Source organism: Limnohabitans sp. WS1, assembly GCF_003063265.1.
GTDB lineage: Bacteria > Pseudomonadota > Gammaproteobacteria > Burkholderiales > Burkholderiaceae_C > Limnohabitans_A.
In genome coordinates, this window is sequence record NZ_NERU01000028.1 from 1 (window position 1) to 22,149 (window position 22,149).

General features: G+C 57.5%; 24 protein-coding genes. 13 read left to right on the top strand and 11 right to left on the bottom strand.

The window, feature by feature from the left end; genetic code table 11:
- Positions 1-240: 240 nt before the first annotated feature.
- Entirely contained in the window at positions 241-1,842 is a 1,602-nt protein-coding gene (locus tag B9Z48_RS20780; protein WP_108380511.1) for a glycerol-3-phosphate dehydrogenase/oxidase, read from the bottom strand.
- A 44-nt stretch (positions 1,843-1,886) separates the two neighbouring features.
- On the opposite strand from B9Z48_RS20780, the gene glpK reads away from it, so the two are divergent.
- Entirely contained in the window at positions 1,887-3,389 is a 1,503-nt protein-coding gene (gene glpK / locus B9Z48_RS20785) for a glycerol kinase GlpK (protein ID WP_108380512.1), read from the top strand.
- A gap of 10 nt (positions 3,390-3,399) precedes the next feature.
- On the opposite strand, the gene B9Z48_RS20790 is transcribed toward glpK, so the two are convergent.
- Entirely contained in the window at positions 3,400-4,842 is a 1,443-nt protein-coding gene (locus B9Z48_RS20790) for a Fic family protein (RefSeq protein WP_108380529.1), read from the bottom strand.
- A gap of 370 nt (positions 4,843-5,212) precedes the next feature.
- On the opposite strand from B9Z48_RS20790, the gene B9Z48_RS20795 reads away from it, so the two are divergent.
- The 5 genes from B9Z48_RS20795 to B9Z48_RS20815 all read left to right on the top strand — a co-directional run bounded on the left by B9Z48_RS20795 (position 5,213) and on the right by B9Z48_RS20815 (position 8,303).
- Entirely contained in the window at positions 5,213-5,482 is a 270-nt protein-coding gene (locus B9Z48_RS20795; protein WP_108380513.1) for a hypothetical protein, read from the top strand.
- A gap of 251 nt (positions 5,483-5,733) precedes the next feature.
- Positions 5,734-6,156 carry a DUF3293 domain-containing protein gene (locus B9Z48_RS20800; protein WP_158273331.1) on the top strand — a complete coding sequence of 141 codons (423 nt, stop codon included), beginning with the start codon at positions 5,734-5,736 and terminating at the stop codon, positions 6,154-6,156.
- Between the two features lie 249 nt (positions 6,157-6,405).
- The gene (locus B9Z48_RS20805; protein ID WP_108380515.1) at positions 6,406-7,203 is read left to right on the top strand and encodes a DUF6088 family protein; all 798 of its coding nucleotides are present in this window, start codon (positions 6,406-6,408) and stop codon (positions 7,201-7,203) included.
- Complete coding sequence (locus B9Z48_RS21710; protein ID WP_199233565.1) at positions 7,196-7,960, top strand: nucleotidyl transferase AbiEii/AbiGii toxin family protein; 765 nt, start codon at positions 7,196-7,198, stop codon at positions 7,958-7,960. The genes B9Z48_RS20805 and B9Z48_RS21710 overlap by 8 nt, the downstream gene beginning before the upstream one ends.
- A gap of 103 nt (positions 7,961-8,063) precedes the next feature.
- The gene (locus tag B9Z48_RS20815; RefSeq protein ID WP_108380516.1) at positions 8,064-8,303 is read left to right on the top strand and encodes a ribbon-helix-helix domain-containing protein; all 240 of its coding nucleotides are present in this window, start codon (positions 8,064-8,066) and stop codon (positions 8,301-8,303) included.
- Between the two features lie 114 nt (positions 8,304-8,417).
- On the opposite strand, the gene B9Z48_RS20825 is transcribed toward B9Z48_RS20815, so the two are convergent.
- The 4 genes from B9Z48_RS20825 to B9Z48_RS20840 form a co-directional block, all read right to left on the bottom strand.
- Positions 8,418-8,840: a putative toxin-antitoxin system toxin component, PIN family gene (locus B9Z48_RS20825; protein ID WP_108380517.1), complete on the bottom strand. Its 423-nt coding sequence runs from the start codon at positions 8,838-8,840 to the stop codon at positions 8,418-8,420.
- Between the two features lie 16 nt (positions 8,841-8,856).
- A complete protein-coding gene (locus B9Z48_RS20830) occupies positions 8,857-9,120 on the bottom strand; it encodes a type II toxin-antitoxin system Phd/YefM family antitoxin (RefSeq protein ID WP_158273332.1) in 264 nt (87 codons plus the stop codon).
- 229 nt (positions 9,121-9,349) lie between these two features.
- Complete coding sequence (locus B9Z48_RS20835) at positions 9,350-9,943, bottom strand: DUF6088 family protein (protein ID WP_108380519.1); 594 nt, start codon at positions 9,941-9,943, stop codon at positions 9,350-9,352.
- 49 nt (positions 9,944-9,992) lie between these two features.
- A complete protein-coding gene (locus B9Z48_RS20840) occupies positions 9,993-10,286 on the bottom strand; it encodes a hypothetical protein (protein ID WP_108380520.1) in 294 nt (97 codons plus the stop codon).
- 66 nt (positions 10,287-10,352) lie between these two features.
- Here B9Z48_RS20840 and B9Z48_RS20845 point away from each other — a divergent pair, with 66 nt between their 5' ends.
- Positions 10,353-11,408: a DUF4325 domain-containing protein gene (locus B9Z48_RS20845; protein WP_108380521.1), complete on the top strand. Its 1,056-nt coding sequence runs from the start codon at positions 10,353-10,355 to the stop codon at positions 11,406-11,408.
- A 21-nt stretch (positions 11,409-11,429) separates the two neighbouring features.
- Here B9Z48_RS20845 and B9Z48_RS22050 read toward each other — a convergent pair whose 3' ends face one another.
- Complete coding sequence (locus tag B9Z48_RS22050; protein WP_255419501.1) at positions 11,430-11,558, bottom strand: hypothetical protein; 129 nt, start codon at positions 11,556-11,558, stop codon at positions 11,430-11,432.
- 12 nt (positions 11,559-11,570) lie between these two features.
- Here B9Z48_RS22050 and B9Z48_RS20850 point away from each other — a divergent pair, with 12 nt between their 5' ends.
- Both B9Z48_RS20850 and B9Z48_RS20855 read left to right on the top strand, forming a co-directional pair.
- Positions 11,571-11,966: a type II toxin-antitoxin system RelE/ParE family toxin gene (locus B9Z48_RS20850; protein ID WP_233261211.1), complete on the top strand. Its 396-nt coding sequence runs from the start codon at positions 11,571-11,573 to the stop codon at positions 11,964-11,966.
- A 4-nt stretch (positions 11,967-11,970) separates the two neighbouring features.
- Entirely contained in the window at positions 11,971-12,291 is a 321-nt protein-coding gene (locus B9Z48_RS20855) for a DNA-binding protein (RefSeq protein WP_108380523.1), read from the top strand.
- 154 nt (positions 12,292-12,445) lie between these two features.
- Here B9Z48_RS20855 and B9Z48_RS20860 read toward each other — a convergent pair whose 3' ends face one another.
- Complete coding sequence (locus tag B9Z48_RS20860; RefSeq protein ID WP_108380524.1) at positions 12,446-12,940, bottom strand: hypothetical protein; 495 nt, start codon at positions 12,938-12,940, stop codon at positions 12,446-12,448.
- A 136-nt stretch (positions 12,941-13,076) separates the two neighbouring features.
- Here B9Z48_RS20860 and B9Z48_RS20865 point away from each other — a divergent pair, with 136 nt between their 5' ends.
- A complete protein-coding gene (locus tag B9Z48_RS20865) occupies positions 13,077-13,499 on the top strand; it encodes a hypothetical protein (protein WP_108380525.1) in 423 nt (140 codons plus the stop codon).
- Positions 13,500-13,524: 25 nt separating this feature from the next.
- Positions 13,525-14,301: an HNH endonuclease gene (locus B9Z48_RS20870; protein WP_108380526.1), complete on the top strand. Its 777-nt coding sequence runs from the start codon at positions 13,525-13,527 to the stop codon at positions 14,299-14,301.
- 133 nt (positions 14,302-14,434) lie between these two features.
- On the opposite strand, the gene B9Z48_RS20875 is transcribed toward B9Z48_RS20870, so the two are convergent.
- A complete protein-coding gene (locus tag B9Z48_RS20875; protein ID WP_368665930.1) occupies positions 14,435-15,349 on the bottom strand; it encodes a nucleotidyltransferase in 915 nt (304 codons plus the stop codon).
- 73 nt (positions 15,350-15,422) lie between these two features.
- Positions 15,423-16,022: an SLATT domain-containing protein gene (locus B9Z48_RS20880; RefSeq protein WP_108380532.1), complete on the bottom strand. Its 600-nt coding sequence runs from the start codon at positions 16,020-16,022 to the stop codon at positions 15,423-15,425.
- Positions 16,023-16,332: 310 nt separating this feature from the next.
- Between B9Z48_RS20880 and B9Z48_RS20885 the strand changes: the two genes are divergently transcribed.
- Both B9Z48_RS20885 and B9Z48_RS20890 read left to right on the top strand, forming a co-directional pair.
- On the top strand, positions 16,333-20,196 hold the full coding sequence (locus B9Z48_RS20885) for a DUF3427 domain-containing protein (RefSeq protein WP_108380533.1): 3,864 nt from the start codon (positions 16,333-16,335) through the stop codon (positions 20,194-20,196).
- Between the two features lie 192 nt (positions 20,197-20,388).
- Positions 20,389-21,450, top strand: a complete 1,062-nt coding sequence (locus B9Z48_RS20890) for a Fic family protein (RefSeq protein WP_108380527.1) — start codon at positions 20,389-20,391, stop codon at positions 21,448-21,450.
- Between the two features lie 243 nt (positions 21,451-21,693).
- Here B9Z48_RS20890 and B9Z48_RS20895 read toward each other — a convergent pair whose 3' ends face one another.
- Positions 21,694-22,035, bottom strand: coding sequence for a helix-turn-helix domain-containing protein (locus B9Z48_RS20895; RefSeq protein WP_108380528.1), 342 nt, complete (start codon positions 22,033-22,035; stop codon positions 21,694-21,696).
- Between the last annotated feature and the right edge of the window lie 114 nt (positions 22,036-22,149).

The window sequence follows — 22,149 nt, forward strand, 5'->3', positions numbered from 1 at the left end:
CCGCCAGTTCGCCTCCGGTTGCTCCCCACCCCGCTTCGCAGCGACGCAGTTACCTTCGACTACGGGGCCTTGGCTTACCCCGACATGGACTCTCACCATGCTGTGTACGCGCCTTCACGGGCGCACTGGGAGCCCCGCCCCCGGGGCGATTGACATTTTGTGGGAGCCCCGCCCTCGGGGCGATGAGGGGTGGTCTGCACGGCTTATCGCGACGAGGGCGTCGCGCCTACAGGGGGTGGATCAAACTTCCAACAGGTACTGGGCTGCCAACTTTAAAAAGCCTGAAACATCGGGGTCCAGGCCGGTTTCGGACTGCAAGATGACCGCCACGGCTGGGGCGATTTGGGCGGCAAGTCGGGCATCCAAAAACAGCAGCCTGGATCGGCGGGCCAAAACATCTTCGACGCTCAAGGCGTACTCGTAGCGGGCGGCAAAGCGCACCATGGCCTCGCTCAAACTGGGGGTCAACCAAGTGTCCGCACCCGGCAACTGGGCCAGCCAGACTTGCTCACTGCCGTACGAATGCACGCCCTCGGGGGCACCGATCGACACCGGCACAGACACAGGCCCACCGGCCCCACCAACTTCCCCGCCCCCTGCCCCAACCAGCGGCAAATGTTCGGTTCGCGCACCGCCCCGAGGGGCCAGCAAAGCACTGGCCACACACTTTTGCAACACGTCTTCGGCCATGGCCCGGTAAGTGGTCCATTTGCCGCCCGTCACCGTGACCAAACCCGAACGGCTGACCAGCACCGTGTGTTCGCGGCTCAGCGCCTTGGTGTTGTCACCCTCGTCTTGCGGTGGCTTGACCAGCGGCCGCAGACCCACCCAAATGCTCTTCACATCACTTCGCTGCGGGGGGCGTGTCAGGTAGCGGGCCGACTCTTGCAAGATGAAGTCAATTTCCGACTCAAAAGCCAAAGGCTCCGGGGCTAAATCGTCACGCGGCGTATCGGTGGTGCCCAAAATCACCTGCCCCAGCCAAGGCACGGCAAACAGCACGCGGCCATCGGCGGTTTTGGGCACCATCAAGGCCGCCTGCCCTGGCAAAAACCGCTTGTCCACCACCATGTGCACGCCTTGGCTCGGCGCCACCATGGCCTGTGTGCTGCCGTCTTGTTCGCGCAAGGCATCGACCCACACCCCTGTGGCGTTGACCACGCACCGCGCTTCAATCTCGTGGCTTTGCCCCGTCAAGGTGTCCACGCCATGCACCCCCGACACTTGGCCGTCGGTGTAGCGCAGGCGCTCGACCCGCATGCGGTTGATCAACAAAGCCCCTTGCAGCGCCGCGCTGCGTGCCAAGGCCAGCGCCAGCTTGGCGTCATTGAACTGGCCATCCCAATACATCACACCGCCACGCAAACCCTCAGGCTGCACCGAGGGCAAACTGACCAAAGTCTCCCGGCGCGACAAAAACTCGGTTCGCCCCAAGCCGGATGAGCCCGCCAAAGCGTCGTACAGCTTCAGACCCACGCCATAAAACGGCTTTTCCCACCACGCATACGAGGGCATCACAAAGGGCAAGGCCTGGGCGATGTGCGGTGCGTTGTGCAGCAAAGTGCTGCGCTCGTGCAGCGCTTCGCGCACCAAGGCGATGTTGCCCTGCGCCAAATACCGCACGCCCCCGTGCACCAACTTGGTCGAGCGCGACGAGGTGCCTTTGGCAAAATCGTCCGACTCCAGCAACACCACGCTGTAGCCACGCGACGCGGCATCCAAAGCCAAACCCAAACCCGTGGCCCCGCCGCCCACAATGGCCAAGTCATAAACAGTGCGCTTGTTCAAGCGGGCCACCAGGTCGGCACGGCGTGTGGGCAAAGGTGAGGCGAGCGTTGGCATGGATTAAAGTCAGTTGATCCCGTTCATTATGGTTGGATAAATCCATGACCTACCTCCTCGCGCTCGACCAAGGCACCTCCAGCTCGCGCAGCATTGTGTTCAACCCCCAAGGCCAAATCGTGGCCATGGCGCAGCAAGAGATCACCCAGATCTACCCCCAACCGGGCTGGGTCGAACACGACCCGATGCAAATTTGGCAAACCCAGCTGGCCACCGCGCAAGAGGCCCTGGCCAAAGCCGGCATCAGCGCCGCCCAAGTGGCGGCGGTGGGCATCACCAACCAGCGCGAAACCACGGTGGTGTGGGACAAAAGCACCGGCCAGCCCATTCACAACGCCATCGTTTGGCAAGACCGCCGCACCGAGCCGGCCTGCGTGGCCCTGCGCGAACAAGGCCTGGCCGACGCCATTCAGGCCAAAACCGGCTTGCTGGTGGACGCGTACTTTTCGGGCACCAAACTGCAATGGATTTTGGACAAGGTGCCCAACGCCCGCGCCCAAGCCGAGCGCGGCGAGTTGCTGTTTGGCACCATCGACACCTGGCTCATCTGGCACTTGAGCGGCGGCGCGGTGCACGCCACCGACGTGAGCAACGCCTCGCGCACCCTGCTGTTCAACATCCACACCCAGCAATGGGACACCGAACTGCTGGCCGCCTTGCGCATCCCGCCCGCCATGTTGCCCCAAGTGCAGGCTTCCAGCGCCCAGTTTGGTCAGGTGCGCCCCGAGCTGCTGGGCCACGCCATCCCCATCGGCGGGGTGGCGGGCGACCAGCAAAGCGCCCTGTTTGGCCAAGCCTGCTTTGGTGCGGGCATGGCCAAAAACACCTACGGCACGGGCTGCTTCATGCTCATGCACACCGGCCACAGCGCTTTGCAATCGCACAATGGCCTGATCACCACCAGCGCTGCGCAAACCTTGTCACCCAGCACGGCAGCACCGCAATTTGCTTTAGAGGGCAGCGTGTTTGTGGGCGGTGCCGTGGTGCAGTGGTTGCGCGACGGACTGGGGGCCATTCGGCACAGCAGCGAGGTGCAAGCCCTGGCCGAAAGCGTGCCCGACTCGGGCGGTGTGATGGTGGTGCCCGCCTTCACCGGGCTGGGCGCCCCTTACTGGAAACCCGACGCCCGAGGCTCCATCACCGGCCTGACTCGCGGCAGCACCGTAGCCCACATTGCGCGTGCAGCCCTGGAGAGCATCGCCTTTCAAAGCGCCGCCTTGCTGCAAGCCATGGGCCGCGACCTGACACAAGCCGGCCTGGCCCCGGTGCAAGAGTTGCGGGTGGATGGCGGTGCCTGCGTGAACAACCTGCTCATGCAGTTTCAGGCCGATTTGCTGGGCCTGGACGTGGTGCGCCCCGAAGTGACCGAGACCACCGCCCTGGGTGCAGCCTACCTGGCCGGTTTGTCCACCGGGGTCTATGCCAACACCGACGAGCTCAGCGCCCTGTGGCGCACAGAACGCCGCTTCAGCCCACAGCGCCTGCCCGACTACGCCGCCGAACAAATGGCCCTGTGGGAACACGCGGTGCGCAAGACCGTGCTTTGAAGTGCGTCCCTCACGGGTGACGGGGTCCTGAATCAGTCCAGCCCTGACGCAGCCCCTGGGCTTGCCAGGCCGCATATTCGGAGCGGCGCAAGCGGTATCGCGCAATGCTGCCCTCGTGCAGCTGACGCAGTGCGTCCGTCAACATCAGCATGAAGGCGGCTTGATCGGCCCCACTGACAATGCCTGAGGCCACTTTGGCCATCACCTCGGGCGTGGGTTGCAGCAGCCCTTTCACCACGGCTTGCACCGCCTGGATGAGCGCCTCCCGGTACTTGATCTTCAAAGGATCGGGCTCCACCATGGTTTGCGTGATGGCCAGGTAGCGCTGGCAAGAGCGCTCGTAAGCCCACACAAACACATCACGCAACAAATCGACCTCGTTGAGCTCGTCAACGCCCAAGGTGCCGTCGACGTAAGCCCGCTCCGGGACATCGATGAATGACAAGGGGCAAAGGTTGTTTTTGAACAGCGAAATGTTGGCCCCAATGCGCGAGACGCGTTTGTTGACATCTTCAAACGGCTGCAAATAAGGCAACTGCACCATCAGAAAAAAAGCCTGCTCAAACGGATCGGGAATGGCCGCTGCCTTGTTCAACAATTGCTCAAAGCCATCCTCGATGACTTGCGGCAAAGCTGCGGGGTGAAACACGGTGCCTGAAATCTCGACCGAACGCCGCCGAAGCCGACCACTGGCCTGCGGGTCCCGCATCAAATCCTGTGACAGCACAGCGTGCAGGTTTTGGAACGTGAACGCATCAAAGCCCACCTCATCGGCGTTCTCGATCAGCATCTCGATGGCCGCTTTGTGGTTCAAAATCATCTGCGTTTCAATGGCGTTTTTGCCCGTGGCGATTTGGCCCAGTTCAATTAAATTTTGAGTGTCCAAGCGGCTGTAGGTGTTGCCCTCCAGCTTGGACGAAGCCCACGACAAATCCACGAGCAATCGGCTCAGAATGTCCCGGGCATAAGTGCCCGCTGGCCGTTCGTTGGCTGCGGTGCAGCCCATTTCGTGCAACTGGCTGCGCCATGACGCCGACAAGTAAAACGTATGGCCCGGCTGGTAAGCCTCTAAAAACTCACGCCGATAGCCCACAGGGCGGCGGTGCATCAGCGGCAGCCGCACCTGATCGCGAATGCGAGCGCCCTCAGGGGAAACGTGGACATACAGCTCCGACTCAGCCGTCCCCAGCCAGGCCGCAGAGGCAAGACCTGCCGACTCACCCGCCTGCGCCAATGCAGGCATGTAAAGCCATGCCGTGCTCTCACCCTGAGCTGTCAAACGTTTCGCTTGAATGAGCTTTTGCAACCGCCGCTGCAAAGTGCGGCGGTTGATCTTCTGCCCTTGCACACGCTCGAATTCCTTTTCGATCTCAGCGATCTGCAACCCGCCGGGCTGCGCCGCGACGATGGAAGCGATCAACTGAAGTTCTTCGGTCGGTAGGGTGCGTGACATCTTCGGCTTCTCCATGGCTGAGCACTCTTTGTGTCGTGCAAATGGTATTGCGCGACAAAATTTATCCTGATTATGTCGTCCAATGTGTCGCGCATCAAACCAATTCTGTCGCGCAATGGGTGAATGGATGTCGCGCAAATTCAATCGGGTTGTTTTGACGGGTGCTTTGGCATCGCTAACCTGCTTTCAGCTGCCTGGTCTTTAGCAGCTTCAAAATATGAACCCATAAAGACTACAATCTCATCCGCGCCGGATTTATTCCAGACCACTTGCCTGGGCGCACAACAAATACATGGCTAAAGCGTCACGCAGCGCCCTGATCCCGCACGCCGCCGACGTTCCAATCGTCTGCGGGAGAAGGAAAAAAACCATGGCCTACGCCACCATTGCGCTGCAAAACCAAACCCTCCAAATACAGACCGTGCCCGGCTCTGGAATGATCAAGGTGCTGTTGCCAGAAACCGCCCCCTGCTTTTACAACCCGGCCACGGGCTTGTTCAGCACAGAACCCACGTCCGAGGGCGGCACACCCGACCTGGTCAGCCAACACCTGCCCGAGCTGAAACAAAAGCTCAACGAGTTTGATGCCGCCCGACGCGCCGCCATCGCTGAGGCCAATCGGCTTTCTGCGGGCGTGTAAGCCCATCACATCCTCAAGTTCTGATCCGTCCATGCGGTGAATGATTGACACGGCCCAATGAAGTTTGAATGGCCCATGTTTTTGTAGCCCAAGCGGATATTTTTGACTTTGTAGGAGCCCACCCCTGTGGGCGATGGTTCGCGGGGCGTGTACCACGCCCATCGCCCACGGGGTGGGCTCTTACAAAAAAACCATCCCTTGTAAGTTTTTCCAGACTTCAAGGGGCCGGATCAATCACCAAAGCCATCACCATGACAAGCCAACTGCCCGCCGAACTTTTTCAAGCCTTCACCGAAACCCACTACATCGTCCACCATGAACCGCCGTTCACGATGAACATCGGCGTGTTTTGCCCAGACCTTAAAAAGTTGATGGCCGAGCGCAAGGCCTTGTGTGCTGCTTTCATCACCGCATGGAACCCGTTTGCCCAACGGCTGAGCGACACGGAAAACGAAGCGCGACAGCAAACGCTGAAAGCCAGCCTGTCACAACGTGGCCTGGCTTTCATCAATGGCATCGGACAACACCCCGGCAATGGCTGGCCCGGTGAACCCAGCGTGCTGATTCTGGACATGAGCCGCGAAGCCGCCAAAGCGTTAGCGGGTCAATATGAGCAATTGGCCTTTGTCTGGGCCGATCAAACGGCCGTGCCCGCGTTGATGCAGCCCGATTGAAGTGGCCGTTTATTGATCTGGCCCTTTGAAGTCTGAAGTGAAAGGCTGGTCCTGGGCACAGCGATCAGCCCTGTTATCCCTGTGGGAGTCCCGCCCTCGGGGCGATGGGCAGTGGTCTGCGAGATGCCATCTCGGCGAGGGCGCCGCTCCTACAAAAAAGGCGTTCATGCAAACATCATCGGGCCTGCATTTTTTAAGCGCGCCGCCCAAATAATTGACATTGTTTGAAAAACGTCAATAATTTCTGACATGCAAACATCTGAAAAGATCAGGCAAGCCATCGCAGACAAGCCCCTAGGGGCCGTCTTCTCCAGTGCTGACTTTTTGTCGCTGGGGAGTCGCGCAGCCGTTGACCAGGCGCTCTTTCGGATGATGAAGGCAGGGCTCATCGAGCGGGTCGCCAGAGGGCTGTATGTCACAGCGGGCCAGCGTGTGGACGCACAATCCATTGCCCATGCAATGGCACAAAAAACGGGGGAAAAAGTAGGGCTTGCGCCAGCCGGAGGAGCAGAAGATCTGCTGGTGATGCCCACTTCGGGTCTGTCGCGCACCGTCAAGGCCGCTGGGCACACCGTGCAATTTCGCCGCATGAGTCCAAGGAAACTCCAGCTCGCTGCCAGCCCCAAGGGCAGGATCTTGCTTGAGCTGTGGACCCAGGGAATGCAAAACCTCACAACGCTGGACATCCAGCGTGCCACGGGTGACTGGGCAGAAGGGGAAATGGACAACTACGCAGCGCTGATCCCCGCGTGGCTGCGCACCGTCATTCACCAAGCCAACGCGACACGCAAGTCCATCAAGATCGGTTTGTCTGGCGCTTATGACTGGTCAAACCCCAACATCAAGGACGATGTGTTGATCGGCCATGTGCTCGAAAAACACAAGTTCGAGGATGTGGCCCGGTTGTGCTTTTACTACGGCGTCCCCAAAGTCAAGCGCGTTTTCAAGCGGTGTGCATTTGAGCCTATGACCAGCGCCAGCGTGACCCGGATGCTGGGCAACATCAGCAAAGGCTTGCGAGCAGCAAAGGAGCCATCGAATGCTTAAGCTCAAACTGGATTTCATGCCAGAGGCGACTCGGCAAAATTTCGCCCGACTCCAAGACGACCCTAAACTGGTCGGCTTCACCTTGGTCGGCGGCACTGCGCTGGCATTGCAAATAGGGCACCGGATCAGCGAAGACCTGGACTTCAATATCTTTGGCCAAAAATTGCCCATCAAAGCTATTGATGGACTCCTGGATGATTTGGCTACAAGTGGCTCCACGATTGAAAGCCTGATCACACCTGAACAAAAGCTGGGGTTCAAAATCAATACGTCAGAAAACTTGGATCACTACATTCAGGATTACCTGATTGACGGCGCCAAGGTCACGTTTCATTCCCGCAATGAAAGCGATCGGCCCAAGGCGCAGATTGCGTACTTAAAGACCGCCCCCAAGGTGACGGTTTCTGAGGGAGGCTTTGATGTGCTGAGCGTTGAAGGGCTTCTTGTCATGAAAAGCCTCGTCGTTTATGACCGCGTGAAGTCTCGTGATCTCTACGATTTGATGGTCCTCACCAGAGACCACGGCTACACACTCGACGACATTTTTCTGGCCATCAACAGCTATCAGCCCATCAGAAACAAAGACCCCGAACACTTCAAGAGCGTGGTCACCGGCGTGATCCCACTCGACAAAAACGATGAAGGTTTTGCCAGCATCCAGCTGAATGTGAAGATGGCTGACATTTACAAGTACTTCAAAAAACTGATCAACGACTACGAAATCAGGGCCGTCCTGCAAATGCGGCCAAGCTCTTGAACATTGACGCGGCCGCTTCGTCACCGCTGCCCTGCGGCACGCCCATTTCATGGCGCTCGCCCTTGGTGTATAAAAAGCTACACACCCAAACACCGGAGAAATCATGGACTCAGTTCGCTGGAACATCGCTGTTTCGCCTGCCACCGACCAATCCGTTCGCATGTTCATTGCCGCGCAAGGCGGTGGACGCAAAGGTGACTTGTCACGCTTCATCAAGGAGGCTGTGAGCACATACCTTTTTCAAAAGTCAGTTGAGCAAGCCAAATCAGCAACCAACGGTATGGGCGATTCCGAATTGAACACCCTCATTGACGAGGCAGTGCAATGGGCGCGTAAGCATTGATGCGGGTCATTTTGGCGGAGGAACCAAGCGTGGTCTGCAGCGGATGCTTTCGCAAAAAGGCAATCCCAGCAGGGACAACCTCGCGGCCATTTTCAGGGCCATGCGCGAGAGGCTTCAGGTCAACCCGTCTGGGCGTTCGGTTACGGCTTTCGACAGAATTTGTTGTTTGAAATCGGCCAACTGGAGAATTTGCACCCCACGGAACGGGTGCATCTCTAGCAAGTGAACATCACTCGAGACAAGAACATCGGCTTTTGCCGAAATGGCCAGCTCCAAAAATTTATTGTCCTTTGGGTCTCGGCATTCTGTGACAGGTGTGGTGGTCTCGATCAAAATCACAGATTCGCGGAAGAGCCTCACCCACATCAAGCGATGCTCAAGGGGCCTCCACGCATTGAACTTTTCACGCGTCAGAACCGTTGCAAGTTCATTGAAAGTGTCCGCCGAACAAAAAACATCATGCTCAAGAACAGCACGACGAAAAATTTTCGCTGGCTCACGGTCTGGATTCTGACAAGCTGGGATGAGCAAACTCATATCTCAGACAACTCTTTTACGGGCGTAACTCATGGACAAGCTTGTTTAATTGTTCAAGTGTGAGATTTGGAGCGGCAGCATTGGCAGATGGCATGGCATCCATGAACTGCACCAGTTTGCGGGCGTTGTAGTCGCGCAGAGCTTCGGTAGCGAGCGAATACGGAAGAATCATCATGGTTGGCGTGCCGTATTGGGTGACAGTCACAGGCTCCCCGCTTTTCACGATGTTGGCAATCGACCCAAATCGGTTTTGCACTTCTACGGACGAGAGCGTTTTCATGGTCATATCCTCTGTTGGGTTAGGTAACGTAGACACGTTATCCATGTTGGCCAGAATGGCAAGCAAAAAGAGCCCTACCTCACCAAGACCTGTCGTTCATTCGTTTATCGTTTTTTCAGTCCAAACGACCCAAATGTCTTTTTCAAGCAAATGGGGCGGCCGACCCGTGGCCGCTGCGGCAACTTCGAGTGCTTCGGCTTGATCTGCGCGGCTCAGTGCGAACCAAGGCTCAGCCACCAGACACCTCACTGACAGCCTTGGCCATCCAGCTGGGCAACAGGTTTCTGGCACCGCGCATGGCGGCCCACTCTTGGGTCTCCAACACGCCATGCAGCGTCTGCAATGCAGCGGGCGCTTGGTCTGGCCCCAGCCACAAAAGCGCACGAATGGCTTGGCCTGCAGGGCGTTTGCCCATGGACATTTGCCAACGGTTGCCGTGTTTGAGTTCCACCACGCGATGGCCCAAATGCAGGCGACGTGATGGTCCTGTCGTCAGATAAATCTCTTTGATCGGCACCTGAGTCGTCAGACCCAAGGCATTGGCCTCGGCTGCGCCGCTGGGCACCACCACTTCACCGCTGGCCGCTTCAATCGCCTCGACAACGGATTCGGTAGAAGGCGGGCGCACACCAAAGCGACCCTGCACAGGCAGGGCGTACACGCCACGCCCCACCCTCAAAAGCAGCCCCTCTTTGGTCAAACGGGTGAGCGTTTGGTCAATGGCAGCCCGAGTCCCCAGGTGAAGGAATTCCTTGGGCGACAGCAAGCCCCCCTCTGGCAGGGATTGGGCGACTGACAAAACAGCTTGCGCAAGTTGACTCATGGGTTGGCCTCAATTTGTCAGAAGTATATGAGAGTTTCTGACAAAACGCCTATTTTTCAGACGGCGCAATCAAAGCCACCAGCCCCATGCTCATGGCCTCCAGCTCGGGCTCAGGGAAACCGTGCTGGTCGAACAGCGCGTTCATGCCTGCAAAGGCCTGGTTCAAAAAGCCGGGCAGCAGCGCCGGATCGATCAGCACCGCGCCACGGCCGGGAAACTCCGCGCCGCAACAGCACGAACCCAAAATCTTGATGCTGTCGTCCACCTGGTTCAACAAGAAACCCCAGTAAGGCCACTGGGCGGCCAGCCGCTTGAGCGTCAGCCAGGTCCGACTTTCCGACATCAACAGAACAATAAACTGATCCAAGATATACAATGAAAAAATCAAAATTTACATTGAGCGATACAAATGCTTGACCTGAACGATGCAATCATCCTCGCTTGTGCCGCCCAAGGCGGGGCCATGGCCACAGTGGCGACCGAGCAAACCGGCCTGACGCGGGTGGCCGTGTCGCGTCGCATCAAGAAGCTGGCCGACAGTGGCTATTTGCAGCGGCACGGCACAGGCACCCGGCAAACCTACAGCCTGGGCGACAAGCGCTTTTGGCTGGGCCTGCAGCAGCGCGAAAGCATTGTGCAGCGCGGCGGCGAAATGGCCGTTTGGGAGCAACGCCTTGCGCCCCTGCTGACCGACCTGAAGCCCAACGTCAAAAGTCTGGTGAACACCACATTCACCAAAATGCTCAACAACGCGCTGGACCACTCCAACGGTTTGCAAGTGCTGATGGGCATGCACCTGGAGGGCGGACAGTTGCAAATGGTGGTGGCCGATGACGGCGAGGGAATCTTTTGCAAAATCGCCGAATCGGCACACCTGTTTGATGAACGCTTGGCCATTTTGGAGTTGGCCAAAGGCAAGTTCACCACGGCTGCCCAAGGCCATTCGGGCATGGGTATTTTTATGTCGTCCCGCATGATGGACGGCTTCGCCATCGAATCGTGTGGCCTGCGTTTTGACCCCAACGAGGCCAGCACCCCCTTGGCCCGTTTTGACTGGATCGACGTGAACGCCGCGCTGAAGCCGTCACAGGTGCAGACCGTGGTGCGCATGTCGCTGGCGGCGGACAGCACCCGCACCAGCAACGATGTGTATTTCAAATACTTTGAAGACAGCAACGTGGGCGATGCCGCGCCCGGCGAAGCCTTTCACACCACAGAAATCCCGGTGCGTCTGGCCCAACTGAGCAGCGAGCTGGTTTCTCGCTCGCAAGCCAAATGGGTCATGAACCGCGCCACGCAGTTCAAGACCGTGGTGCTTGACTTTGAAGGCGTGGCCCACGTCGGCCAAGCCTTTGTGGATGAAGTTTTTCGTGTCTTTGCCACCGCACACCCTCATGTGCGGCTCAAAACCATGGGCATGACGCCAGAGGTGGCCAAGCTCGTGAGCTTGTTTGGAGGGGCTTAATTCCACTCAAGCCTGATCCAATCACTCAGACGGCGCAATCAAAGCCACCAAGCCCATGCTCATGGCCTCCAGCTTGGGTTCAGGAAAACCGTGCTGGTCAAACAGCGCGTTCATGCCCGCAAAGGCCTGGTTCAAAAAGCCGGGCAGCATCCCTTCCACTGAATGGAAACACCATTGGTAACAAATGCGTTACCATTAAGCATGTCGATCAAGGTTCAAGAATACATCCGAGAGGATGCATCCATCCCCTACAAACAATGGTTTGACTCCCTGTCGGCGCAGGCCGCCGCCAAGGTGACCGTGGCCAAGCTTCGCATGGAGCTTGGCAATACATCCAGCATCAAGTGGTTTGATGGCATGGGTGAATACGTCATTGACTGGGGGCCAGGCTATCGAATTTATCTCGCCAAAGACGGTGACACGCTCATCGTTCTTTTTGGCGGAGGAACCAAGCGTGGTCAGCAACGGGACATCGACAAAGCCAAGGAATTATTGGCCGAGTACAAGGCCCGAAAAAAAGCAATTCACGCCAACACAAGCAGCAAGCACAAGAGGTAAGCCCATGGCACTGACCAGAAACTTCAAAGACACTGTCGTCGAGCGCGTTCAGAGCGACGCATCTTTTGCACAGGCACTCCTGGATGAAGCCGCCACTTTGTTTCTTAACGGCGAACCCGAAACAGCCCGGCTCATTTTGCGAGACCTGGTCAACGCCACCATGGGCTTTGAGCAACTGGCCGCATTGACGGCCAAGCCCAGCAAAAGCCTGCACCGGATGCTTTCGCCCAAAGGCAACCCCAGCATGGACAACCTTGCGGCCATTTTCAGGGCCGTGCGCGAGAGACTTCAGGTCAGCCTGTCTGCGCATTCGGTTGCGGCTTAGAGCCTGCGCAAGCCACCGTCACCCAGGCAAAGCCCTGGTGCACGAAGTTCCGCCTTGGCGATCAAGTCCAACAACAGGCCGCAATTCATACGCACCGCAACCCAACAACCCAACAACCCAGCAGCACTTAAGTGGCAACGCTGTGAAGGCCGCATCACTCAGACGGCGCAATCAAAGCCACCAGCCCCATGCTCATGGCCTCCAGCTCGGGTTCAGGAAAACCGTACTGGTCGAACAGCGCGTTCATGCCCGCAAAGGCCTGGTTCAAAAAGCCGGGCAGCAGCGCCGGATCGATGAGCACCGCGCCACGGCCGGGAAACTCTACGCCGCAGCAGCAGGAGCCCAAAATCTTGATGCTGTCATCCACCTGGTTCAAAAAGAAACCCCAGTAAGGCCACTGGGCGGCCAGCCGCTTGAGGAAGTGGCGCACCTCGGGGATGTCCACCAGCTCACGCGGATCGTGGTTGTAGCCATCCACCACCAGACTCATCTGCCCCCGGTAGAGCCAAGCGTCCTCACGCGTGGCGGTGAACACCTTGAGTGAATCCAGCACCGAAGCCAGATCTTGTTGCTCCACCTGCCGCCTGGAAATCAACAGGACAACAGGGTCGGTCACGCCTTTGCGCAGGTCAAGTCGGGGTGGGGTCATGGGCGGGTATTTTGGCTTGGATGAAAAGCGGCCTCCACTTTAGCCGCTACGGACCCTTGGATCACCCAGGCAAAGCCCTGGTACACAAAGCCCCGCCCCGTTCGTAAGCTGAGCGCCTTTGCAACAAGGAGGCGATATGCCCAAGCACGCACAAGCAGCCGATGCACCCGTTTACGGCATTCGGCCCCAAAAACCCGGCATGTATTTGGGCTTGTTCCATGGCCGCAAAAAGCCTGATCAAGCGATGAGCGGCTGGGGTTTTGATGGCCCCGCACTGGGTCCCCTCATTTACTTTCACACCACCTACGCTTGCAGCGTGAATCTCCAGTTCACCAGCCCGAGCGATGCCCATTTACTCACCGGCAACAACGACACGTTTTTGGAACTGCAAATGGACGGTGACCTGCTCTGCTTTGAAGGCAAGCTGTACGGCGATTGGACGGTCTACATGGTGACGCCCGAAGAATGCTTCAGGCCACCCGACACCTTCCGGCAAAACACCCGCCCCAACGACTTGCGCAGGCAAGCCAAACCGATCCCGTGGGACGAGGACAGCTAATATCTGCCGTCAGGGAGAACAACACATGCCACGATCCACCGACTGGACGCGCAACGAAACATTGGCGGCGTTTCACATTTACCTGCAACTGCCATTTGGGCAGCTGCACCGCAACCAACCGCGCATCGTGCAGTTGTCGCAATGGATGGGGCGCACCGCCAGCGCTGTGGCCATGAAGCTGGTCAATTTGGCCAGCCTCGACCCTCAAATTGTGGCCAGTGGCCGACGCGGCATGGGCAATGCGTCCAAGCTGGACCAACAAATTTGGAACGAATTTTTGGCGGCCAACGACCCCGTGGTGACCGAAGCGGCCACGTCCTTTGGCCACTATGCAGAACAAAACGGCCTGCCGCCCTATGTGGACGTGCTGGACGAAGTGCCCAACATTGCAGAAGGAAAAACCACCACGGCCATCGTGCAGGTGCGCGTCAACCAAGCCCGGTTTCGCCGCGCCATCTTGGCCAGCTACAACGCCACCTGCTGCATGAGCGGCCTGCGCGTGCCCAAGCTGCTGGTGGCCAGCCACATCGTGCCGTGGAGCATGGACACCCAAAACCGCCTGAACCCCAGCAACGGCCTGTGCCTGTCGGCCCTGCACGACCGGGCCTATGACCAAGGGCTGATCACGGTGTTACCGGACTTCACCATCCGCGTGGGCGAAGCGCTGCGTCACGCCGAGTTGGACCCGTTTGCACAAAGCAGCTTGGCGCAATGCCAAGGGCAAGCGATTCGGCTGCCGGAGCGTTTTCGGCCTGCGCCTGCGTTTTTGGAGGCGCATGCGGGGAGGTTTGGGTTTTTGTGAGGGGTTGAGGTTTGCGAATTCACTAATGAACAGGTGTACAGCGAGAGCAGTCTTTGAAGACGCCACAGCGAACAATCGCTCTTGGCAGAAGAAGTAGACATCCAGATCGTCGGTATCGAGGGCCTCAGCGGTGCTAGCTCGGGAAATCAGAACCAAATATTTCTCGCCACTTCCGCTTCGCAGACCACTCACGCTTTGGATTAGCCATTTCATAGTTGATGGCTTCGAGTGCGATGTTGTAGCAGCGCTTAGCTTTGTACTGGAAAAGACCTTTACCCCATACGTATTGCCCACTGCCAGGTGCTCGCCAGAATTCTTGACTCTCGTCCTGCTCAGCCATCCACTTGAAAAAGTCTCTGCACATCCAGTCGTAATAAAAGTACGACTTGTCTCGGTACTGATAGTTCTCGATAAACTGATACGCCAGCGTGTCGATTAGCAAACCACTAATAGGCACTACCCACTCGCGCTTCCATGCGCGCATCATGCGGCACAAGGGAATCAAGTTGTAGTTGCAGGATGCGTTTCGCGTCCGAATCGCCTCAATCTCAGGACGTGGATTTGTTGTCCGCCATGTTCCCCCATTGTTCGCATCAGGAAATGTGTAGCTGTAATCCTTATTCAAAAATGCTGGCACGAGTTCGAACGTTATTCCGTCGTTGAAGGGGATCAAGATAACTTGCCCGTCAGCTCGTATGCTCGTAGTCGCATACGTCTTTTCAACCGACTTCTTGACAGCTTGCAGCAATGCCGACTGACCGTTTCCCTTGTAATTGCTGTATTGCCCGAACAATGAGTCAGGCAACTGCATGATCATGTCCACGTCGCTGATCGCTTTCGTTGCGGTATTTCGGCCATACGATCCGACATAGAGACTGTGGGAGGTATCGGACGTAGTTGTCCAATAATCCGTGTTCAACCGCCGCGTGAGGTTCTTATATCGAGCCGTAATTGTTCCTCCATCAGCAATCAGGAGATTTCCATTGAACGTACTAAACCAATCGCCAAGCCCCACGTTTTTCTCCCTATTAGTTTTATAGTTTGGCACAACCGAAACTTATCGAAGATACATATACCTACTGTTCATCTGACTAGCTCGATGCGCCCAGTCATGAAAAAACTTAGCAGAGCAGTGAAGTCGCTCGTCCTGAAACGAGCCAACCGATAGTCCCCAGAAATGCCAAGATGACTGCTGCAGTAAAGCTGAGAGGAAGCATATCCCGAAACAACGTGAACTTGAGTTGCTCGTCTATCCATCCTGTCTGCTGTTGCCAGAAGAATTTGTAATGCGCGTACCAATCACTCAAAAAAATCTGTTTAGCAACATTCGTCTTCAACAAAGCGGCTTGGATGGCGACATGACGCTTGGCATGATCAGGTAGATCAGTGCTATCCGGCTGGGTCTTTACCTCGTGATAAAGGACTCTAAGCTCATGAAATCTCTCGGTCAGAGCTGTTCCGACTTCGGCATATTTGGTTTTGTCACGGTCATAGAGCAATATGTTGCCTGCGCCGATAGAGATGATGATGAAGGTCGCAGAGACCCACTTGGCCTCAAAGACCGGAATGAATAAAGCCGATATCGCAGCTGCCGCTGAAAAAAGCGCCACCCAGCCCGGCAGCTTCTCGATGATGTCGTACGTCGCAAAGTGCTTCTTGGCACCGTACCCTGCGTTATAGGCAGTCTCGGCGATCAGTTTTAGAAGAGTTTCTTTTTGCATGGATTTCATTGAAGAACGTTGCACATCCTACTGTAGATAGTCTGGATTGCGCACCCAATGTGCGCACCGCCCAATTAGATGTTGCCAGGGCTACTGCCTTGGCACTTCTGCTGCGATTGCAATTTTCGACAATGTGCGACCACTGGGGCACGCAGCCCCTGTGCCTGCTCCCTACCCCAGGCAGCCACTCACACTCACAAAACAAAAAAACGCCAAAAAGTCAGATTTGATGGTTGTCTGATTGCAGGATTGGATTTAAAAATTGCGGACAATCAAAAGCAACACCAACGCGCCGCCAGAATCCTCATACATGACCAACCAGCCCGATCCATCGTCCACCGTCGGCTATTACAACGACCGAGCCGAGCAGTTTTTCAGCTCAACCCTGCGGGTGGACATGGGTCCAATTTACGATCGCTTTCTTGACGGGCTTGCCCCGGGCGCAAGCATCTTGGACGCCGGTTGCGGATCAGGGCGTGATGCGCGTGCATTTGCTGACCGGGGTTTCAGCGTCAGCGCTTTTGATGCTTCTGTTGAATTGGCCAAGCGGGCCAGTGAGCACTGTGGCTTTGTGGTGGATGTTCGGCGCTTTGAAGATGTGGAAGAGGTGGCCCAATACGATGCGATCTGGTGCTGCGCCAGCTTGTTGCATGTGCCGCTTTTGGACATGCCGGGGGTGTTGTCCAAACTGTGGGCGGCGCTCAAAGCTGGTGGCCGTATTTATGTGAGCTACAAGCTTGGCAGCGGCGAGCGTGAACACGACGGGCGTCGGTTTACCGATGCCGACGAGGACACCGTGCGTGCTTGGCTGGGGGCCATGCCCGAGTTGCTGCGCATGGAGTTTTGGCAAACCCAAGACCAACGGCCAGACCGCACTGAAAGCTGGACCAATGCTTTGGCCCACCGTTCAACCGGACCTGACAAGCGACTGGTCACGGGCGGCGACGACCATTTTTTGCCGCACCTGTCAGCTGCGTTTGCGCGTTCCAACCAAGCCGATTTGGCGGTGTCTTTTGTCAAGACCTCGGGGCTGCGTTTGCTGCTGCCCGATTTGCAAGGCATGGCACAAGCAGGTGACACCCACCGCGTTCGGGTATTGACCAGCGACTACTTGGACATCACCGACCCAGAAGCTTTGCGCTTGCTGCTCTTGCTGCAAGAAAGCGGCGCTGAGGTGCGCGTGTACGCCACTCAAAACCAAGACAGTTTTCACCTCAAGGCCTATGTGTTCGCCCGCTTCGAAGCCGGGCAGTTGGCGTCTGGCACCGCCTTCATTGGGTCCAGCAACATCAGCAGCAAAGCCCTGCGCGATGGGCTGGAGTGGAACTACCGCGTGGTGTTTCCGCAAGACGCCGGTTACCTGGAAGCACGCGAACGGTTTGAAGAACTTTTTGCGCACCCCAAAACCATGGCCTTGACCGACAGCTGGATCGAGGCCTATGAACAGCGGCGCTTGCCGCCCACGCGCTCGGTGGCACCCGGCAGCCACGAACAAGAAGCGCCACCACTGCCCAACGACATTCAGCAAGAAGCCTTGACCGCACTGGCCGACACCCGCGAAAACGGTTATCGGCGGGGTTTGGTGGTTTTGGCAACGGGTCTTGGCAAGACATGGCTGGCGGCTTTTGATGCGGTGCGCATGGGGGCTCGGCGCATTTTGTTTGTGGCGCATCGTGAAGAAATTTTGAGCCAAGCGGCGGCCACCTTCATTCGCATCTTGCCCGGCAAGCGTGTGGGTTATTACACCGGGCGCAGCCGCGATGGCGATGTGGACGTCTTGTGCGCATCGGTACAAACGCTGGGCAAGGCGGCGCACTTGGAGCGCTTTGCACCACAGCACTTCGATTACATCGTGGTGGACGAATTCCACCACGCCGCCGCTGCCACTTACAAGCGCTTGCTGGCGCACTTTGCCCCCTCGTTTTTGTTGGGCTTGACGGCCACACCTGACCGCACAGACCAGTCGGACATCTTGACTTTGTGCTACGACAACTTGGTCTATGGCTGCAACCTGTTTGCGGGCATCACCAGCGGCTTGTTGGCCCCGTTTCATTACTACGGCGTTCACGACGAATCGGTCGATTACAAGGAGGTGCCTTGGCGCAATGGACGCTTTGACCCTGAAGCACTGTCGAACAAATTGGCCACCTTGGCGCGTGCGCGTCATGCCCTGGCGCAGTGGCGTGCCAAAGCCCAGCGACGCACGCTGGCGTTTTGTGTGTCCACCCGGCATGCCGATTTCATGGCCGAGCATTTCACGCGGGCTGGCGTGTCGGCCGCTTCGGTGTATTCGGGCTCTGTGCTGGGACGTGCACAGGCGCTCGAAAAACTGGAAGACGGCAGTTTGCAAGTTTTGTTCTCGGTGGACTTGTTCAATGAGGGCGTGGACTTGCCCAGCATTGACACGGTGCTGATGCTCCGGCCCACCGAATCCAAAATTTTGTTTTTGCAGCAGCTCGGGCGTGGCCTGCGGCGGCACGAAGGCAAACAGCAGTTGGTGGTGCTGGACTTCATTGGCAATCACCAAGCCTTTTTGGGCAAACCACAAGCCTTGTTTGGCGTGGGCACCACTTACAAAGCTTTGGCGGAATTTGGGCGCAAGGCAGAAAAGAACGCACTGGAGTTGCCAAACGGTTGTTACGTCAATTACGACCTGTCGATCATCGAGTTTCTGAAATCGCTTGATGGCGCCGGAACGCAAAAAGACTACGAGGCGCTTCGGGCTGTGCTGGGCCGCAGGCCCACCCTCACCGAGTTTTACCACTCGGGCAGCAGCATGCAGGACATGCGTCGGCGTGAAGGCCATTGGTTTGCACTGGTCCAAAGCATGGGTGATTTGTCTGCGGACGAGACCGCCGTTGCCGAGCGATTCCAAATGGTCTTGCAGTACGTGGAAACCATGGAGATGAAAAAAAGCTTCATGGCCGTCACGCTGGAGGCGTGGCTGGAACTGGATGGCCTGCGCCAGCCTGTTGCGCTGGGCGTTTTGGCCGCCCACTCGCGTGGGGTACTCGACCGTCGTCGCCCTTTGTTGTCTGACCTCGATGCCAAGATGCTGACCACCCCGGGCACCGACGCCGCGTGGGCGCGGTATTGGCTGAACAACCCCATCACAGCCTTGACTGGTGGCAACTCCAAAAACCCTGCATCAGTCCCGTTTAAGGCAATCGATGGCAGCTTTGGACTCAAGCAGACTCTTTTGGAATCAGACGTGGCACCGCTGACGGACATGCTGCAAGAACTGGTCGATTACAAACTGGCCGCTTACGAGGTGCGCAGGGTGGCTGTGGAGCCCGCCAACAACGTGATTCCCTTCCCCGTCAAGCGGCGCGAGACGGTGGAGTTGCCGTATTTCCCCAACCTCAAAATCGCGTGCGGCCATTTCAAAACCGGACGGGCTGACGCTGAAGAGCACAGGGCTTTGCCGCTGGCCTATGGCACGCTGGACCCCAGTCGCCACTTCATCGCCCGCGCATCGGGCAACTCGATGAACGGCGGCAAAAATCCGGTTCTGGACGGTGACTATTTGCTGCTGGAGTTGATCACGCCCAGTCGGGCGGGCTCGATCACGGGCAACGTGGTGGCCATCGAGCGGCAAGACGACAGCGGCGACAACCAATATCTGCTGCGGGTGGTCACCAAGGGCCGCGATGGCCAATACATTCTGAAAGCCAACAACCCCGACTACGACGACCTGACGGCCACCGACGACATGCGCACGCTCGCTCGCCTGCGCAACATCATCGATCCACTGGATCTGGCGCTCGGTGAGCCTTTCATGCGCGAAGACATTCCGGCGCTGTTTGGCGAGGCCTACAACCCCGGCAATTGGAATGTCGGCCATGTGGTGCTGGCCCAGAAAAAGGCGCACATCCTGCTGGTCACGCTCAACAAACAAGGCCGGGCTGACGAGCACAAGTACATGGACCACTGGATCGATGACACGCACTTTCACTGGCAAAGCCAGAACGCCACCGACCCGACCAGCAAACGCGGCGACGAAATCATCCGACACGCCGCTTTAGGCATCGACATCCACCTCTTTGTGCGCGACACCAAGCTGGCTGTCGGCAAGGCCGCACCGTTCACCTACCACGGCCGGGTGCGCTACCAGTCACACCAGGGCAGCAGGCCCATGAGCATTGTGTTTGGGCTGCAAAGCGGGGCGGATTGACGGGTGCATCGCTGGCCCTGCAAGTGGGCGGCGGTTTTTGTTGGTGTGGGAGCCCACCCCTGTGGGCGATGGTTTGCAGGGCGAATGGGTTGCGTTGATGTGATCACTCGGCATGCCACACTGGGTATCGACTTTCATCCATTCACAGGATGCGCATTAAAAATGGGTGTTATTGGGTGTAATAATGGTTTCATGTTGCGTTCAGACACCCTCCAGATCACACCCGAAATCCTGAGCCTGATTGCTCGGATCGACGAATTCAAGGGCGCATGGCGTGCTTTGGGAACGCTGGCGCCCGAGCGTCTTTTGGCGCTACGGCGGGTGGCCACCATCGAGAGCATAGGCTCGTCTACCCGCATCGAAGGCAGCAAACTGACTGACCGCGAAGTGCAACGTCTGCTTTCCAACCTGGCCATCAAGTCCTTCGACACACGGGACGAACAGGAGGTGGCCGGTTACGCTGAACTCATGGACATGGTGTTCAGCGCGTGGCAGGACATTCCGTTCAACGAGAACCACATCAAGCAACTGCACCAAGTTCTGCTGACCCACAGCGAAAAAGATGCTCGCCACCGGGGGCAGTACAAGACCCATTCAAACAGCGTCGCTGCATTCGATGAAAACGGGACACAGATTGGCATCGTCTTCGAGACCGCCACGCCCTTTGACACGCCAAGGCTGATGGCTGAATTGGTGTCATGGGTGAATGGCGAGCGGGATAAGGCACTGATATCGGAAAAGATGCACCCCTTGTTGATCATCTCGATCTTCGTCGTGGTGTTTCTGGAAATTCACCCTTTTCAGGATGGCAACGGACGTTTGAGCAGGGTGCTGACGACACTGCTGCTGATCCAGGCCGGATATGCCTATGTGCCCTACAGCTCGTTGGAGAGCGTGATCGAGCTGAACAAGGAAGCCTATTATTTGGCCTTGCGCCAGACACAAGGAACCATCCGCACGGATGCGCCCAACTGGCAGCCATGGCTGGTGTTCTTCTTGCGCTCGCTGGCGGAGCAGGTGCGGCGCCTGGAGAAGAAGGTTGAGCGCGAAAAGATCGTGCTGGCCACCCTGCCCGAGCTGTCACTGCAGATCGTGGAATTCGCCAGACAGCACGGGCGCGTCACGATGATGGATGCCATCCAATTGACGGGTGCCAGTCGCAACACCCTCAAGCTGCATTTCCGCGACCTGGCCGAGCGCAACCATCTGGAGCAGCACGGTAGCGGTCGCGGTGTGTGGTACGGCTTGAAATGAGTGATGGGGCTGGTGGCAAACTTCAACACCTGAGTCAGCGACGGAATTCACGCTGCAGGAGTTGCAACCATCGGGTAACGATCCGCGCCTGAACTACGGCAGCAACTTGCGCAGTTCGGGCGTCGACACGTCGTCCAAATGCCGGAACGCTGGTGCTGGGTTACCAGGTCAAGACCACCAGTCCTGCCCCAGGTGAGCAAAGACCATCAGTTTCAAGGTTTTGGCGGTCATCTGCTTCTTGCCTTAAAAGTCCAGTTCTTCGCGCTCTGCCGCGCTCAGGTCGCGGACCCGCTGGGTTTTTTCACGCGCACTGAGCGCCAGCAACGCCGGGTCTTTTTCAGTCAACAAGTCCAAAAGGGTGCTGCCTGGCGAGATGGCCTGCAGGTAGCGCAAAACTTGCCCAATCGCGATGCCGGGCTCTCCCTTTTCAAGGCGATAGGCCGTGTTGCGAGACAGCCCAGCACGCAGCGCAGCGTCAGCCTGTTTGACTTGACGCGCCAACCGCAGCCGCGCCAGAAGTTGCCCCAAGCGGGCGCATTCTTCTTGCTGTGACGGCATGAGCATGGCAGATTGGTTGATTTTCATGTTCGTTAAATCGATATTTATTGATTTAATGATCGATTAAACGAACATGTTACTTGAAATTTTGTCTGCAAGCCAAGGCTGACGCGCACAAGTACATGGACCACTGGATCGATG